Source organism: Pseudomonas sp. CHM02 (assembly GCF_000612585.1).
Classification (GTDB): Bacteria; Pseudomonadota; Gammaproteobacteria; order Pseudomonadales; family Pseudomonadaceae; genus Aquipseudomonas.
Map to the genome: position 1 here is coordinate 1 of NZ_JFCA01000004.1, position 15,546 is coordinate 15,546.

The 15,546-nt window shown below is 59.4% G+C and carries 13 protein-coding genes and 1 pseudogene; 7 read left to right on the top strand and 7 right to left on the bottom strand.

Annotation, left to right across the window (positions count from 1 at the left end):
• Nucleotides 1-148 precede the first annotated feature (148 nt).
• Nucleotides 149-1,735: an ABC-F family ATPase gene (locus BM70_RS0102945; protein WP_025854617.1), complete on the bottom strand. Its 1,587-nt coding sequence runs from the start codon at nt 1,733-1,735 to the stop codon at nt 149-151.
• Between the two features lie 20 nt (nt 1,736-1,755).
• Nucleotides 1,756-2,002: pseudogene (locus tag BM70_RS33505) on the bottom strand (site-specific integrase); the annotation flags it as partial.
• Nucleotides 2,003-2,119: 117 nt separating this feature from the next.
• On the opposite strand from BM70_RS33505, the gene BM70_RS0102950 reads away from it, so the two are divergent.
• The 3 genes from BM70_RS0102950 to BM70_RS0102960 all read left to right on the top strand — a co-directional run bounded on the left by BM70_RS0102950 (nt 2,120) and on the right by BM70_RS0102960 (nt 5,962).
• The gene (locus tag BM70_RS0102950) at nt 2,120-4,360 is read left to right on the top strand and encodes a glycoside hydrolase (protein WP_025854618.1); all 2,241 of its coding nucleotides are present in this window, start codon (nt 2,120-2,122) and stop codon (nt 4,358-4,360) included.
• Between the two features lie 63 nt (nt 4,361-4,423).
• Nucleotides 4,424-5,047 carry an HAD family phosphatase gene (locus BM70_RS0102955; RefSeq protein ID WP_025854619.1) on the top strand — a complete coding sequence of 208 codons (624 nt, stop codon included), beginning with the start codon at nt 4,424-4,426 and terminating at the stop codon, nt 5,045-5,047.
• A gap of 102 nt (nt 5,048-5,149) precedes the next feature.
• Nucleotides 5,150-5,962 (top strand): bifunctional 2-polyprenyl-6-hydroxyphenol methylase/3-demethylubiquinol 3-O-methyltransferase UbiG, encoded by an 813-nt coding sequence (locus BM70_RS0102960; RefSeq protein WP_025854620.1) that lies wholly within the window; start codon nt 5,150-5,152, stop codon nt 5,960-5,962.
• Between the two features lie 138 nt (nt 5,963-6,100).
• Here the strand turns inward: BM70_RS0102960 and BM70_RS0102965 are convergent, their stop codons facing one another.
• Nucleotides 6,101-6,487, bottom strand: a complete 387-nt coding sequence (locus BM70_RS0102965; RefSeq protein WP_025854621.1) for a TIGR03067 domain-containing protein — start codon at nt 6,485-6,487, stop codon at nt 6,101-6,103.
• 364 nt (nt 6,488-6,851) lie between these two features.
• Here BM70_RS0102965 and BM70_RS0102970 point away from each other — a divergent pair, with 364 nt between their 5' ends.
• Both BM70_RS0102970 and lpxO read left to right on the top strand, forming a co-directional pair.
• Nucleotides 6,852-8,168 carry a Wzz/FepE/Etk N-terminal domain-containing protein gene (locus BM70_RS0102970; RefSeq protein WP_025854622.1) on the top strand — a complete coding sequence of 439 codons (1,317 nt, stop codon included), beginning with the start codon at nt 6,852-6,854 and terminating at the stop codon, nt 8,166-8,168.
• A 252-nt stretch (nt 8,169-8,420) separates the two neighbouring features.
• Nucleotides 8,421-9,320 (top strand): lipid A hydroxylase LpxO, encoded by a 900-nt coding sequence (lpxO, locus tag BM70_RS0102975; protein ID WP_025854623.1) that lies wholly within the window; start codon nt 8,421-8,423, stop codon nt 9,318-9,320.
• 18 nt (nt 9,321-9,338) lie between these two features.
• On the opposite strand, the gene ligD is transcribed toward lpxO, so the two are convergent.
• Nucleotides 9,339-11,816 carry a DNA ligase D gene (gene ligD / locus BM70_RS0102980; protein ID WP_025854624.1) on the bottom strand — a complete coding sequence of 826 codons (2,478 nt, stop codon included), beginning with the start codon at nt 11,814-11,816 and terminating at the stop codon, nt 9,339-9,341.
• Nucleotides 11,817-11,819: 3 nt separating this feature from the next.
• Nucleotides 11,820-12,653 (bottom strand): Ku protein, encoded by an 834-nt coding sequence (locus tag BM70_RS0102985; RefSeq protein ID WP_025854625.1) that lies wholly within the window; start codon nt 12,651-12,653, stop codon nt 11,820-11,822.
• A gap of 184 nt (nt 12,654-12,837) precedes the next feature.
• On the opposite strand from BM70_RS0102985, the gene BM70_RS0102990 reads away from it, so the two are divergent.
• Nucleotides 12,838-13,152 (top strand): hypothetical protein, encoded by a 315-nt coding sequence (locus tag BM70_RS0102990; RefSeq protein WP_025854626.1) that lies wholly within the window; start codon nt 12,838-12,840, stop codon nt 13,150-13,152.
• A 12-nt stretch (nt 13,153-13,164) separates the two neighbouring features.
• Nucleotides 13,165-14,322 (top strand): PQQ-dependent sugar dehydrogenase, encoded by a 1,158-nt coding sequence (locus BM70_RS0102995; protein ID WP_025854627.1) that lies wholly within the window; start codon nt 13,165-13,167, stop codon nt 14,320-14,322.
• A gap of 88 nt (nt 14,323-14,410) precedes the next feature.
• Here the strand turns inward: BM70_RS0102995 and BM70_RS0103000 are convergent, their stop codons facing one another.
• Together BM70_RS0103000 and BM70_RS0103005 are read right to left on the bottom strand one after the other, a co-directional pair.
• Nucleotides 14,411-14,890, bottom strand: a complete 480-nt coding sequence (locus BM70_RS0103000; RefSeq protein ID WP_025854628.1) for a nuclear transport factor 2 family protein — start codon at nt 14,888-14,890, stop codon at nt 14,411-14,413.
• 55 nt (nt 14,891-14,945) lie between these two features.
• Nucleotides 14,946-15,509: a TetR/AcrR family transcriptional regulator gene (locus tag BM70_RS0103005; RefSeq protein WP_025854629.1), complete on the bottom strand. Its 564-nt coding sequence runs from the start codon at nt 15,507-15,509 to the stop codon at nt 14,946-14,948.
• Nucleotides 15,510-15,546: the final 37 nt, after the last annotated feature.

Sequence of the window (15,546 nt, forward strand, 5' to 3'; positions counted from 1 at the left end):
ATAGAAAACACCGCGTTCTGTCCGACAGAACGCGGTGTTCTTTTTTAGGGCCGCTTCGCGCCCCAGCGCGGGGCAAGCCCGCTCACCACAACAAGCCCGCTCGCCATAGCCACAGCAAGCCTGCTCATCACAGCTGTTGGAGGGTGTTTTAGAACACCACGCCCTGGCTGCGCAGGTAGTCGTCATAGGTGCCGCTGAAGTCGATCACGCCGGTGGCGCTCAACTCGATGATGCGGGTGGCCAGGGACGATACGAACTCGCGGTCGTGGCTGACGAAGATCAGCGTGCCCGGGTAGTTCTCCAGCGCCAGGTTCAGTGCTTCGATGGATTCCATATCCAAGTGGTTGGTCGGCTCGTCCATGATCAGTACGTTCGGCTTTTGCAGGATCAGCTTGCCGAACAGCATGCGGCCTTGCTCACCACCGGAAATCACCTTGACCGACTTCTGGATCTCGTCGTTGGAGAACAGCATGCGCCCCAGGGTGCCACGGATCATTTGCTCGCCTTGCGTCCACTGGCCCATCCAGTCGAACAGCGTGACGTCGTCTTCGAAGTCATGCGCATGGTCTTGGGCGTAGTAGCCCAGTTCCGCGGCGTCGGTCCACTTGACGCTACCGGCATCCGGGGTCAGTTCGTTGACCAGGGTGCGCAGCAGGGTAGTCTTGCCAATACCGTTCGGGCCGATGATCGCCACGCGCTCGCCGGCTTCGACCTGGAAGCTGAAGTCCTTGAACAGCGGTTTACCGTCGAAGCCCTTGGCCATGCGCTCGACGATGACCGCCTGGCGGTGCAGCTTCTTGTTCTGTTCGAAACGGATGAACGGGCTCACGCGGCTCGAAGGCTTGACCTCGGCCAGCTGGATCTTGTCGATCGCCTTGGCGCGGGAGGTCGCCTGCTTGGCTTTCGAGGCGTTGGCCGAGAAGCGGCTGACGAAGGATTGCAGTTCGGAGATCTGCGCCTTCTTCTTGGCGTTGTCCGACAGCAGTTGCTCGCGGGACTGGGTCGCCACGGTCATGTACTCGTCATAGTTGCCCGGGAACAGGCGCAGCTCGCCGTAGTCCAGGTCAGCCATGTGCGTGCACACGCTGTTCAGGAAGTGACGGTCGTGAGAGATGATGATCATCAGGCTCGAGCGCTGGGTCAGAATGTTTTCCAGCCAGCGGATGGTGTTGATGTCCAAGTGGTTGGTCGGTTCGTCGAGCAACAACACTTCTGGGTCGGAAAACAGCGCCTGGGCCAGCAGTACGCGCAGTTTCCAGCCTGGGGACACTTCGCTCATCGGGCCGAAATGCTGTTCCAGTGGAATACCCAGGCCCAGCAGCAGCTCGCCGGCACGGGATTCGGCGGTGTAGCCGTCCATCTCGGCGAACTCGGTTTCCAGCTCGGCCACGGCCATGCCGTCTTCTTCGCTCATTTCCGGCAACGAGTAGATGCGGTCGCGCTCGGCCTTGACCTTCCACAGTTCTTCGTGACCCATGATCACGGTGTCGAGCACGGTGAATTCTTCGTAGGCGAACTGGTCCTGGCGCAGTTTACCCAGGCGTACGTTCGGCTCCAGCATGACCTGGCCGCCGGACGGCTCGAGGTCGCCGCCGAGGATTTTCATGAAGGTCGACTTGCCGCAACCGTTGGCACCGATCAGACCATAACGGTTGCCGGCGCCGAATTTGACCGAGACGTTCTCGAAGAGCGGCTTGGCGCCGAACTGCATGGTGATGTTAGCTGTGGAGATCAATTACTTTACCTATCAATAGCTTAGGGTGCGCTTATTTGAGCTGGGACCAATTTGGGACCAATCTGGAGCGTTTCCGTTTCGCTCCAGTCCGAGCTTGAGTTGATCCAACGCGCATAAGTCGAGAGCAGCATCTGCACATTTTGGCTGAGCTGCTGGGAGATGAAGGCGGGGGTTCATGCCAGACATAATGCATATTGTCGCATAGGTGTGACGACAGTTGTATGGCGGCCGACGACGGATATTCGGAGCGTTCGGCGTCGGACGCCAGGCTTGTCGCTCGTTATTCTGTGTGGGCGCTGCATCTGACAGCGATTTGGGACGTTTCTTATAGAAAATGCTCGAGAGGGCTGCTCTCATGCGCCCATGAGGGGAAAAGGAACGCGCATGCCATTCATTATCCGCAGTCTATTGATTGCCAGCTTCATGCTGTCCGCCCCGTGGGCGAGCGCCGCGACTCTCCTCGAGAACTCGTTCTGGCGCGTTGAAATCGACCCGGCAACACTCGCCATCCAGGTCACGCCTTCCCAGGCGCAGGCGGTGCAGGCCTCCGCCGGTGTCACCGCCCACCGTGTCAGTGGCCTGGTCCAGAGCGGCAATCGTGTCGAGTGGGACTGGGACAATGGCGCGTGGCGTGTGAGTGCCAGCCTCGATCAGCAGGATCTTTCGTTGTCTATCTCCGCTCGAGAGGCCGGTGAACTGGCGTTTCTCAAACAGCCTGGCGACGCCATGGGCAACGGCTTGATCTGGCCATTGGCCGAAGGGCACTACGTGCCGGCAGGCGATGCGGTGTGGCAAGGTTTTCTGCTCGAGCAAGGCGAACTCAACAGCACGCAAGACCTGAGTTTGCCCTTGTGGGGTATCGATCATGGCGGTTTCACGCTCAGTTGGCTGCTGACCAACCCCTATAACAATCGCCTGACGTTCAATGCCGAGGGCACACGTCTCGCCTTGGCTGCACGCCATGAGTTCACCTCGTTGGAACCGGGCCAGCCGTTGACCTTCGTGCTGTCGTTGGGCGCTGCCGATCCGTTGGCCGGTGCCAAGCGGTATCGGCAATGGCTGATCGACAATGGCCAATACGAAACCTTGAGCGAGAAACTGCAGAGCACCCCGCAAGCCAGCAAGATGCTGGGCGCCAGCCATGTCTACTTGTGGGGAAGCGACCTGCTCGGGCAGAAGGATGTCCGCGATTGGCCAACGCTGCTGAAACTGTTGCGCGGCGATAGCGCACTGGCCGGCGAACTGCGCAGTGGCTTCGATGCCGAAACGCGCAAGGCCCTGGCGGACGCCCGACCGCCGTTGAACCGTTATCAGCAGGCAACGCTGCTGCGCGGTCTCAATGGCGCCCTCAATGCCAGGGCGAGAAAGGGGTGGCAGGCTGTCGTCGAGCCGGACATGCAGCGGCTTGCCGAGGGGTATGGGTCATTGCGCGCGGAGCTTGCCGTCGCGTTTGCAGGGGCGCTGACACCTGCACCGCAACGTTGGGGCAGCGGCGTGTCGTCGGACACGTTCGAGCAGTTGAGGGCGGCAGGATTGCAGCGTTTATGGATAGGACTGGGCGAGGGCTGGGAGGGCGGCCTCTGGCATCCCGAGGCCGTGGCTGAGGGCGTTGCGAGCGGGTATCTGGTGGCTCCTTATGACGCCTACGAGACTGCGCTCACCGCCACCGAGAATCCGGACTGGGCCACCGCACACCTGGGTTCGCGAGCCAATCGAGTGTGCGCGATCGTTTTAAAAGACGGTCAATTCAAAAGCGGATTCCAGCAATTCGGCCACTACACCGACCCGCGTTGCGTGCGCCCGCTGCTCGAGGCCCGGATCAGGGCGGTGCAGGCCAAGGCCGGTTTCAACAGCTGGTTTCTCGATGCCTACGCCACCGGCATGCTGTTCGACAGCTACCGAGCCGATGCGGGCATGACGCAAGCACAGAATGCCGAACGCAATATCGATGCGTCGCGTTGGCTGAACGAAACACTGAAGTTGCCCAGCGGCTCCGAGGACGGTAACGCCACGACGGCGCTGGGTGTGCTGTTTGCCCACGGTATGCAGACCCCCGTGATCGGCTGGGGAGATGCGGACATGAGCAAGACCCCCACGTCGCCTTATTACGTGGGGCGCTGGTTTCCCAACGATCAGCCTCAAGTGTTCTTCAAGACCGTACCGTTGAAGGAACCCTATCGCACCGTGCATTTTGCCCCGCAGACGCGTTTGCCGTTATATCAGGCAGTGTTTCACGGCTCGGTGATTACTACGCATCACTGGCTGTTCGACAGCTTGAAGATCAGCAATGTGCGAACCGAAAACGAACTGACCCAGTTGCTCTATAACGTACCGCCGCTGTATCACCTGAGCCGCGAGACCTTGACCCAACGGTTGCCGTTGATGGTGCGCCAGGATGCGTTCTTCCGCCCGCTTCACGAACGTCTGGCGACTCAGCCAATGACGGGCTTCCAATGGTTGAGCGAAGACCGGCTGGTGCAACAGACCACCTTCGCCGACGGGACGCAGTTGGTGGCCAACTTTGACAAGCGTGAACGTGACGTGGCAGGTAGAAAACTGGTAAGACACAGCATCAGTGTTTATGTAAAAGATCAGAGCGTTAACGTATTCCAGGTGCTGCGATGATCAGCCGGGGGATTCCCGAGATGGGCAACGCTGAAGCATTCAGTCGACTGAAGGAGGTGGGATGTGGCTATTCGTGCCGTTGTATTCGATTTCGGTGGGGTGCTCTTCGATTGGAGCCCGCACCATTTGTACCGCAAGCTGATCGCCGATGACCAGGAGCGCCAGTGGTTCCTGAATAACATCTGTACCCAGGCGTGGAACACCGAACAGGATGCCGGGCGAACCCTGGCCGAGGCGACGCGCAGTCTCGTCGCGCAACACCCTGAACACGAGCCCTTGATCCAGGCTTACTACGACCGCTGGCACGAAATGCTGCGCGGCCCGCTAACCGACGGCGTCGATATACTGCTGGCCTTGCACGAGACCAACATACCGCTCTTCGGCCTGACCAATTGGTCGGCGGAGACCTTCCCCTACGCGCGCAAGCATTACCCTTTCCTGAGTTGTTTCCGCGACATCGTGGTGTCCGGCGAAGTGAAGCAGATCAAGCCGGATGCGGCGATCTACAACACCAGCCTTGCCCAGGTGCGCGCGCACCTGCCAGACATCCAACCACACGAAGTGGTGTTTATCGACGATGTGCTCGGCAACGTTGAAGCCGCGATCGCGCTTGGCTGGCAAGGCATACATCATCAATCGGCCGAACATACTCGCGAACGCTTGGCGACGTTGGGGTTGAACGTTTAGTACAGGGAGGCATCGCGTTGGAATCCGGCGCGCTTGGGGTTTTAATCCGCCGGCACTTGGCTTATTTTCTGAGTCCACCTGTATGGATTATCGGGAGATGCAATGGACATGCCCTCAGCTCAAGAGGCGATTGCCAGCAACAGAGACGCCTGGGACCAGTCTGCCGGCTTGCACAAAACCACCGACACCTGGAACGCGTTGCTCAATGGTGTCGGCAACCCCGATTTCTCTTGCTTGGATCCCACTATCACCCGCTTGCTGCAAGACGTTGGCGTGGCCGGCAAGGACGTGGTGCAACTGTGCTGCAACAATGGGCGCGAAAGCCTTTCGTTGTTCAGCCTGGGCGCACGTTCGGTCGTTGGGGTGGATCAATCGCAGGCGTTCCTCCAGCAGGCCCGCGAACTGGCCGGGTTCTCGCCGTACAACCCTGAATTTATCGAAAGTGATATCCACCACCTGCCACAGCATTTGCATGAGCGCTTCGATATCGCGCTGGTGACCATCGGTGTGCTGGGCTGGATGCCGGACGTGGCGTTGTTCATGCGCCACGTTGCCAGCACCTTGAAGCCCGGCGGCACGCTGGTGATGTATGAAACCCACCCGTTCCTGGAAGTGTTCGATCCTCGGGCACAAAACCCATTCCTGCCGGCCAGTTCCTACTTTCAGCGTGAGCCCTTTGTGCTGCAGGAGTCGATTGTCTACGAGGGCCAGGGTGAAGTTGCAGGGCCCACGTCCTACTGGTACGTGCATACGCTGGGCGACGTGATCAATGCCGCGATCTGCGCGCACTTGCAGATCAGCCAGTTGCAGGAATACCCCCATTCCAACCGTGAAGAGCTTTACGACCAGTACGAACACCAGTCTGCGCAATTACCGATGTGTTTTACGTTGACCGCTACCAAGCGCGTCGACTGAGGCGCTTTTCCGACGGCAAAAAAAAGCCCGCGAGGAGAGGCGGGCCAAGGGATTCACTGGAGTAGGTAGGCTTTACCCTATAGACCCGAAAGTGAAGGCTTTGTGAAAATGCTGTCGCAAGTTCGGATGGTGCACCGATCAGGTACGACGCGTGAAAGTGCGCATGGTTTGACCTGGGCCAGTACTGAAGGTGATTGGCCTGGGCATACTTTCATCCGCGGCAATGAACACAAACTCATCCCCTTCGAGGCGATAACTGGCGGGCAGATGTTTGCCTGCGTCATCTCCTATGGAGTCGACCCAGGTAATGCCCTTGGGATCGGTGCTGCTGTCCAGATAAAACCGTCCGGCCAGCAACACTTCGCCACTGACGGTCTTCACCTCGAAGCGGTCGCCGGTGATCGTGGTGAGTGCCCCGGGAGCACTGTGGGCATCGACAGGATTGAGCACGCCACTGTCTTCGAGTGAGATCTGTTCCCATGCGCCTTGAAGGGCCTGGATATCCGTGTCTGAAATGGATGACATACAAATTCCTTTTGCTGAAGGGCTGACCGCCTGATGCGTAATCAAGTGTAGGAAAATTCCTATTTCATCATTTTTAATGCGATTTTTTGTTATCACGACAGGCAATTGACGTTACTTTGCCTGGCCGCCGGGTAACGTCTTGTAACGGGCTGTCTTTGCTTTGGGTGTTTGTCCGTCGTGACACGCCTGTAACTGGAATGAAACCTCTTGCTGCTTTGGGGGAGGCTTCAGTGAGCTGTGTGGTTCCTTTGCCGGCAAAGGGCCATGTGTATCGACTGTCCGGACGTTGCCCCCTGTTTACTCGGTTGCTGTTCAGGTCTGTGGTCTTTGACGCTGGATATCAACGCATCAGGGTGTATGAATTTTGAACAACACTCCCCAGCTACATCAACACTTACCGTCGGATGAAGTCGATCTCCTTGAACTGTTTCAAGCGATCTGGAAGCAAAAAAAGCTGGTTATCGGTTGCACGATTCTCGCAGGCCTTCTGGGAGTAGGCTATGTGTATCTGGCGCCGAAGGTTTACCAGGTCAACAGTGTGCTGCGGCCTGTGGCAATCAATGAGCTCGACGCCCTTAACCGTTCCGATGTCTACAAGTTGCCCCCGGCCGATGCGTTGGCCAAAGTCGGCGCCCAGCTTGAATCGTACGAAGCCCGGATGGGCTTCTTCCGGGCCAATCCCGCGCTGTTCGAGACCTTTCAACAGCCTGGGCGAAGCCTGGAACAGAGCTTTGAGGCGTTCAATCGCAACGCTGTCAACCTGGTGCTCCCGGATCCCAAGAGGTCCGGCTCACTCAACAATTACATTCGCCTGGAAATGGACTATCCCAAAGGGGTTGACGGGGTGGCGATTCTCAATGGGTTGGTGGCCTACGCCATCGAGCAGCAACGCAACCAGGTGGCGGCGGACTTCAAGGTTATCGTCAATAACCGCCTGGATGAGCTCAAGGGAAAGGTCGACGCGGCACGGGCCAACTACGAAACGAACAAAGCGTCGAAGATTGCCCGTCTGCTGGAGGCGGATAAGGTCAAGCGCGCTGACCTGCAGGATGAACTCACCGCCTTGCGCCTGCAGATGAAAATGCAGCGTATCAGTCGCCTCGCCGAGCTGGACGAAGCGATCGCGATAGCCAAATCCATTGGTATCAAGCATCCCACCACGCCGTCTGCCATGGGGGCTGATGCATCAAGTGGTTCCAGGCAGGTGATGCGTACCGAGGTCACCAACCAGGAAATCCCGTTGTACTTCATGGGCACAGAGGCGTTGGACGCCGAGCGGGCAGCGTTGGTGCGACGGACCAATGATGACTTCACCAATAGCCGTGTCACCGAGATTGGCAAGGAATTGCGCATGCTCGAGGTCAATCGTGAAGTGGAGGTGCTCAACAGCCGCAAGGATGAGGATATTTTCCTGCGAGATGTTGAGCCGCTCTGGGCGGAGGAAGCTCGGCTGCACGGCCTTAATATCGACATGAGCACGCTGAAACTGGTGACCGTCGACCGGCCGGCGCAGGAACCGTTGGAGCCGATCAAGCCGAAAAAGGCGCTGATCATCGCGTTGAGCCTGGTGGCAGGGCTAATGCTGGGGGTTTTGGTGGCGCTGATTCAGCATTTTGTACAAGTACGGAGACAAAACGGGCCGTTTTCGGTACTGGATGAACGCCGTATGCCACATCAATAGTACGGGTTGACCCCCCCGCGGGCGTGCCCCAAGGCAGGCCCGCCCAACACATTCACAAGACAGCTTTTCACAATTCTTAGTTAACTTTTGGTTACAACCTGTGGCTAAATAACTGCCAATGGCCATGAACCGGTGATTATTCAGCCGGTCGTGCCGATTGTGTGAATTGTGATTTCAGGTGCTGCTATCCATCCTCGGCCGTTGTGGGCACGCAGGAGCAGCCTGTTCTCTTCTGACGTGTGACGAAATCCCTTGAAACTCATCATTGTTATTCTCTACGTTGCCTCGATTGCGTATGTCCATCTGCGTGGCCGAGTACGGCATAAGCTGGGTCGCCAGCTCAGTGATCATTCGACCTTCCTGGCGCCGGTCAACTGCTTTCTCTACCTCTTCTCCAAACTGCCCAGCCGACCTTACCTGTCTCCCAGCGATTTCCCTGACCTGAGTCCGCTCCAGGAACATTGGGAAGAGATTCGCCAGGAAGGCCAGAACCTGCTGCGCGCTGGCGAGATCAAGCGTTCGGACCAATACAACGACGTGGGTTTCAATTCGTTCTTCAAGTCGGGTTGGAAGCGCTTCTATCTGAAATGGTACGGCGACAGCCACCCGTCGGCGATGAAGCTGTGCCCACGCACGACGGAACTGGTCCAGAGCATCGGCTCGATCAAGGCGGCGATGTTCGCCGAGTTGCCACCAGGTTCCAAGCTGGTGCGCCACCGCGACCCGTACGCAGGCTCTTATCGCTACCACCTGGGCCTGGACACGCCGAATGACCCAGGCTGCTACATCAACGTGGACGGCGAAAGCTACTACTGGCGTGATGGCGAGCCGGTCATGTTCGACGAGACCTACATCCATTACGCCGAAAACACCACGCAGCAGAACCGCATCATTCTGTTCTGCGATATTGAACGCCCGATGAAGTACCGCTGGGCGGCTGCGTTCAATCGCTGGTTCAGCCGTACCGTCATGGCTGCCGCAGGCTCGCCCAACGATGCCGGTGACAAGACCGGCGGGCTCAACCGTGCTTTCACGCGCCTGTACAAGATTCGCCTGCGTGGCAAAGAGCTGAAAAAGCGCAACCGTACGCGCTACTACTTGGAAAAGTGGGCGATCTTCGCGGCTCTGGCGGCAATCTTCCTGCTGATCTGATTGTTCCTCGGGCGCTGTTCACTTCGGTGGATGGGCGCCCAGCTTGTCCCACATCTTCTTGCTGATTTTCTGTCGGTTGGCATAACCAGCCCAGGGATCAGCCTTTAAAGCCTGTAAGCGCTGCTGCAGGTTGGCGACCGTCCACTGCTGGGCACCGCGCAATCCTTTCAATTCCTCACGACTGATCGGTACCGAGACCGGTAACCCGGGACGTGCCCGCACGGAATACGCGGCGACGGTGCTGGCACCGCGAGCATTGCGCAGGTAGTCGATAAAAATCTTGCCGATCCGATTCTTTGGCCCTGACGTCGCGGTAAACCGCTCGGGCAGTTGCGCGGTCATGAACTGGGCGATGGCCTTGGCAAATGCCTTGACCGTATCCCAATCGTCCCGACGCGCCAGCGGTACGACCAGGTGCAGGCCCTTGCCACCGCTGGTCTTGACGAACGCTTGCAGGCCCAGTTCGTCAAGCACCGAGAGGGTCAGTTGCGCGGCTTCCAGCATGGTTTTCCAGGGCAGCGCCGGGTCCGGGTCGAGATCGAGCACGAACAGGTCCGGGGTCTCGATCTTGTCCGCGGTGGCGCCCCAGGTGTGAAACTCCACGGTGCCCATCTGCACGGCGCCGATCAATGCGCCGACGCTGTCGACTTCCATCAGGCGTGCATGGCCTGGGTCCAGTGAGGGGTCCAATTGCTTGATGTTGGGGACGCTAAGGCGTTCCGCGTGCTTCTGGAAGAACTGCTCGCCTTCGATGCCATCAGGTGCTCTCAGCAGTGCGACAGGACGTTGACGCAGGAAGGGCAGTATCCATTCGCTGATGCGCTCGTAGAACTGCGCCAGTTGCTCTTTCTGCGTGCCGCTTTGCGTGTCGATCACACGGTCGGGGTGGGTAATGCTCACATTGCCACTGGGTTTCTTCGCAGGTTTCATGGATTTGGCCGTTCGCGGTTGCTCATGAATGATCTGCGCGGCCGGTTTGTCGGTACGCATCCCGACAAACGCCGCCTGGCGGATCACGCCTTCGCGGGTCCATTCGGCAAATTGCACCTCGCCAACCAACGTCGGTTTCACCCAGTGCACGCCACGGGCCTGGGCGCTGGTCAGCGGTTTTTCCAGCGGCGACGTTTTGCGCTCCAGTGGCGTCAGTTGCGCATAGATCGCTTTGAGCGATGCCTGATCAAACCCGGTGCCCACACGACCGGCGTACACCAGCCCGGAATCGTCGTTCACCGCCAGCAACAGCGCCCCGAAACCGCTGCGCGAGCCCTGCGGGCGGGTGTAGCCGACGATCACGAACTCCTGGCGCAAGCGGCATTTGAGCTTGACCCAGTCTGCGCTGCGACTGGACACGTAAGGGCTGCCCAGGCGCTTGCCGATCAGGCCTTCCAGGGCCAGGTCGCAAGCGCTTTCAAAAATATCCTGATGGTGGGCAGTAAACGCTTCGGAAAACCGCAGCAGCTTGCTCCTGCTACCGGCCATCGAGGCCTTGAGTGCCGCGCGGCGAGCCTCGACGGGCGCCTCGCGTTGATCCTGGCCGTTGAGGAACGGCGCATCGAACAGGTAGTAGACAATGTCCAGGCTGCGGCCGATATCAAAAGCGTTTTGCAGCGCCTGGAAGTCCGGCAGACCGTCACCGTTGAGGCTGACCACCTCGCCGTCGAGCCAGCTGTCCTTGAGCTTGAGGGCCTGCAGGGCCTTGGCCTGGCGCGGCAGGCGCTCGGTCCAGTCATGGCCGTTGCGGGTGAACAGGCGCACTTCGCCCTCGCGAATGCGCGTCAGCATGCGGTAACCGTCGAACTTGATTTCGTATTGCCAGTCGCCTTCCGGTGCGCGGTCCACCAGCGTGGCCAACTGTGGGGTGAAGTGCTCGGGGAGGGCGGTGGCCGCTTTTTTCGGCTTGGCTTTGGCTTTTGGCTTGGCTTTTGGCTCGCCGACCGAGGCGTCGCTGACCACGCTGTTCGGTTGGGCCTGGACGATATCGTAGTCGTCGGCCCGGCGCGCCTGCGAGTCCTTTTCCTTGATCAACAACCATTGTTCCTTGTCGCCGCTGCCCTTCAGGCGGGTGCGCACCAGCGTCCAGTCGCCGGAGAGCTTCTCGCCCACCAGGGAGAACTTCAGCTTGCCGGCTGCGTAAGCCTTGCGCGGGTCGTCATGGGGTTGCCAGACACCACGGTCCCACACGATGACATCGCCTGCGCCGTATTGACCTGCCGGAATACTGCCCTCGAAGCTGCCATAGCTGAGGGGGTGGTCTTCAACGTGGACGGCCAGGCGCTTCTGGCTGGGGTCCAGGCTCGGGCCCTTGGGCACTGCCCAACTGAGCAGCACGCCGTCGAGCTCCAGGCGAAAGTCATAGTGCAGGTTGCGCGCATCATGTTTCTGGATCACGAAGGACAGCGCCGACGCCTTGCGTTTTGCGGCGGGCGCACTGCCTGCCGGTTCGGCGGTAATGCCGAAATCGCGCTTGCGGTTGTACTCGCTGAGGGGCTTTGGCATGACTTAAGAGGCCTTGGTGGATTTCTTCGGGGCGGGCTTTTTCGCGGGTTTGCCGGCCAGGCTGCGCTTGAGCAGTTCCGTCAGGTCGATCACATCGGCGGACTTGCGCTCTTCGCTGTCCTGGCTGGTTTCCACGTCCTCGATCTTGCCGGCCTTGGCCTTCCTGGCCACCAGCGCCATGATTTTTTCCTGGAAGCTGTCGCGGTAGTCATCCGGCTGCCAGTCGGCGCTCATGTCTTCGACCAGACGCTTGGCCATGTCCATCTCGCCCTTGGCCAGGCTGGGCTTGGTCACGTCGCTGCCGAGTTCCAGTTCGTCCAGGCTGCGGACTTCGGCGGGCCAGCGCAGCATCACCAGCACCAGTGCCGAATCCAGGGGCATCAATGCCGCCAGGTGCTGCTTGGTGTGCAGCACCACATTGGCCAGTGCGACTTTGCCGGTTTTCCTAAGGGTTTCCCTTAGCAACGCGTAGACCTTGCCCCCGCGTTTATCAGGGGCAAGGAAGTAGGGGGTGTCGATGTTCTGCAGCGGAATCTGGTCGCTGGCAACAAACGCGATGATTTCGATGGTCTGGGTCGACTTGGGGTGGGCCGAGCGGATTTCTTCTTCGCTGAGCACCACGTAACGACCTTTTTCGAAGGCGACGCCTTTGACGATGTTCTCCCTGGTCACCTCTTTGCCGGTGGTCTTGTTGATGCGCTTGTAGCCCACCGGGTCCATGCTGCGCTTGTCCAGCCAGTCAAAGTCAACGCCCTGGGAGGACGTGGCCGAGACCAGTGACACCGGGATATGCACCAGGCCAAAGCTGATGGCACCTTTCCAGATTGCCCGTGGCATATGTGCGATTCCTTATGAAGAGGCTGTGTTCTGGTGACTCGGACGCCGTGCGAAAAGTTTCCCTGGGCGGATACTCGGACAGATCGTGTTACACCTGATGAGAAACTATTTAGTGTCGAAAGCCGAACCCAAGGCGTAGCGTGTTATCGAAAGCACGTACTCCTCGACCCAGAGAGGCTTGGTCATGAATAGCTGTGTGCGTCACGTTGCGGCGCTGGTAGTGGGACTGGCCCTTGCGGCCTCGGCCCATGCGCAAAACCTGCCCGGCAACAACAACTCCAACAACAGCCCGATCCACCGGGCCAACCCCAACAGCATGCAGGGCACCCAGCCCAATGCGCCGGCCATTCGCGGTATCCAGACCGGGCCGACCACGCGCACGCCAACCCTGGAGAACGGTGGCATTGGCAACCGTTACCCCCAGCGCGATACCGCGCCCAGCCGTCCGGCCACTGAAACCAAAGCCCCCACCTATGATGCCAACGGCAATCGCCGGTAAGGATGCAGCCCTATGTTTCTACGCAAAACCCTCTTGGCCGCCCTCTGCGCAACCACGCTGCTACCGTTGACGGCCGTCTTCGCCGCTGATGCCCAGCAGTTCCCCAGCGAACAAGGCAGCATCACGGCGACCCCGATCGCCAAAGGCCTTGACCACCCATGGGCGGTGGCCTTTCTGCCAGACAAGCAAGGCTTCCTGGTCACCGAACGTCCCGGGCACCTGCGCTTTGTCAGCCAGGACGGCAAGCTCTCCGCACCGCTGACAGGCGTGCCTGACGTCTGGGCCAAAGGGCAGGGCGGTTTGCTGGATGTGGTGCTGTCGCCGGACTTCAAGCAGGACCGCATGGTCTACCTTTCCTACGCCGAAGGTGGCGGCAAGGGCGGTACGGCCGGCACTGCGGTGGGGCGCGGGCGCTTGGCGGCTGACCTGAGTGGCTTGACCGACTTCAAGGTAATTCTGCGCCAGGAGCCGAAGCTGTCCACCGGCAATCACTTCGGCTCGCGCCTGGCCTTCGACCGTGATGGCTACCTGTTCGTGACCCTGGGTGAAAACAACGACCGTCCGACGGCCCAGGACCTGGACAAGTTGCAAGGCAAGGTCGTGCGCATCTACCCGGATGGCCGCGTGCCGGACGACAACCCCTTCGTTGGCCAGCAAGGCGTACGCCCGGAGATCTGGTCCTATGGCCAGCGTAACCCGCAGGGGCTGGCGTTGAACCCCTGGAGCGGCACGATCTGGGAAAACGAACACGGCCCGCGAGGCGGGGATGAGATCAACATCATCGAGCGGGGCAAAAACTATGGTTGGCCGGTGGCCACCCATGGCATCAACTATTCCCTGACACCGATCCCCGAAGCCAAGGGCAAGACGGTCGAAGGCACGGTGCCGCCGCATCACGTCTGGGAAAAATCACCGGGTATCAGCGGCATGGCGTTTTACGATGCAGACCGCTTCAAGCCTTGGCAGCACAACGTGTTCATTGGCGCGCTGGTCAGCCAGGAACTGATCCGCTTGCAGTTCGACGGTGACAAAGTGGTCCACGAAGAGCGCTTGCTCGGCGGCTTGAAAGCGCGGATTCGCGACGTGCGGCAGGGACCGGATGGCTTCCTGTATGTGCTGACCGATGAGGATAATGGCGTGTTGTATCGAGTCGGCCTGAACCAGGACTGAAGCTTCTGACCTTGTAGGAGCCCGGCTTGCCGGCGATAGCGTGCTCAAAAACGCCATTGCCCGCAAGCCAGGCTTCCACGAGGGCGGGTTACAAGCCCAGGTCAGACAACCCCGGATGATCATCCGGGCGTCGCCCCAGCGGCCAGTGGAACTTGCGTTCGCTTTCCTTGATCGGCATATCGTTGATGCACGCAAACCGATTGGCCATCAGGCCGTTCTCGTCGAATTCCCAGTTCTCGTTGCCATAGGAGCGGAACCAGTTGCCCGAGTCGTCATGCCACTCATAGGCGTAACGCACCGCGATGCGGTTATCGGTAAACGCCCACAACTCCTTGATCAGCCGGTAGTCCAGTTCCTTGGCCCATTTACGGGTAAGGAAACCCTTGGCGTCTTCGCGGTTGTAAGCGAATTCGGCGCGATTACGCCATTTAGTGTCGAGGGTGTAGGCCAGGGATACGCGCTGCGGGTCGCGGGAGTTCCAGCCGTCTTCGGCCAAACGCACTTTTTCGATAGCCGACTCGCGAGTGAATGGCGGCAGCGGCGGGCGTGTTTCTGCGGTAGATGACATTGAGTATTTCCTCAAAACAATAAGGTTGGGTCGAAAGGTGCGCTTGCCTGCGCGTTCACAGTCCCAATAACGTTCGCGCCATGCTTTGCGCATTGTCGGCAGCGGTTGAATCGCCCATCACCAGGGCAACGGTAATGGCGCCATCGATCAGGATCAGCAGGTGCGCGGCCTGCCGTTCGGGCTCGGGGGTGCCATGTGCTTGACACAGTTCAAGTGCGTACTCGAACAGTTTCTGTTTGTGGGCCTTGGCCAGCCGGCGCACCGGGTCTTGTGGGTCGCCGGTTTCGCCACTGGTATTGATAAAGGCGCAGCCGCGGAAATCGGCGCTACCGAACCAGGCCTTGAGGGCGCTGAACAGCGCGAGCAGCCGCTCGCCAGTGCCTTCGCTGCGTTCCACTTCGTTGCGCAACCATTGCATCCAGCGCTCGTCGCGGCGTTGCAGGGCAGCAATCACCAGTTCGTCTTTGTTGGCGAAGTAGCGGTAAATGCTTTTTCTCGAGACACCGGCGGTTTTCACCAGGAGGTCCATGCCGGTGGCGGCGATGCCATGGCGATAGATCAACTTTTCGGTGACGTCGAGGATGATGTCGCGGGTTTCATTACGGGTCATGTCGTTCATGTTGCGAACAGTAGAACGATCGTTCTTCTTGGTCAAT

Coding starts and splice junctions, on each gene's coding strand:
- BM70_RS0102965 (WP_025854621.1), bottom strand. CDS start 6,487: ATGTCATCCATTTCAGACACGGATATCCAGGCCCTTCAAGGCGCATGG.
- BM70_RS0103005 (WP_025854629.1), bottom strand. CDS start 15,509: ATGAACGACATGACCCGTAATGAAACCCGCGACATCATCCTCGACGTC.
- ligD (WP_025854624.1), bottom strand. CDS start 11,816: ATGCCAAAGCCCCTCAGCGAGTACAACCGCAAGCGCGATTTCGGCATT.
- BM70_RS0102985 (WP_025854625.1), bottom strand. CDS start 12,653: ATGCCACGGGCAATCTGGAAAGGTGCCATCAGCTTTGGCCTGGTGCAT.
- BM70_RS0103000 (WP_025854628.1), bottom strand. CDS start 14,890: ATGTCATCTACCGCAGAAACACGCCCGCCGCTGCCGCCATTCACTCGC.
- BM70_RS0102950 (WP_025854618.1), top strand. CDS start 2,120: ATGCCATTCATTATCCGCAGTCTATTGATTGCCAGCTTCATGCTGTCC.
- BM70_RS0102960 (WP_025854620.1), top strand. CDS start 5,150: ATGGACATGCCCTCAGCTCAAGAGGCGATTGCCAGCAACAGAGACGCC.
- BM70_RS0102995 (WP_025854627.1), top strand. CDS start 13,165: ATGTTTCTACGCAAAACCCTCTTGGCCGCCCTCTGCGCAACCACGCTG.
- BM70_RS0102990 (WP_025854626.1), top strand. CDS start 12,838: ATGAATAGCTGTGTGCGTCACGTTGCGGCGCTGGTAGTGGGACTGGCC.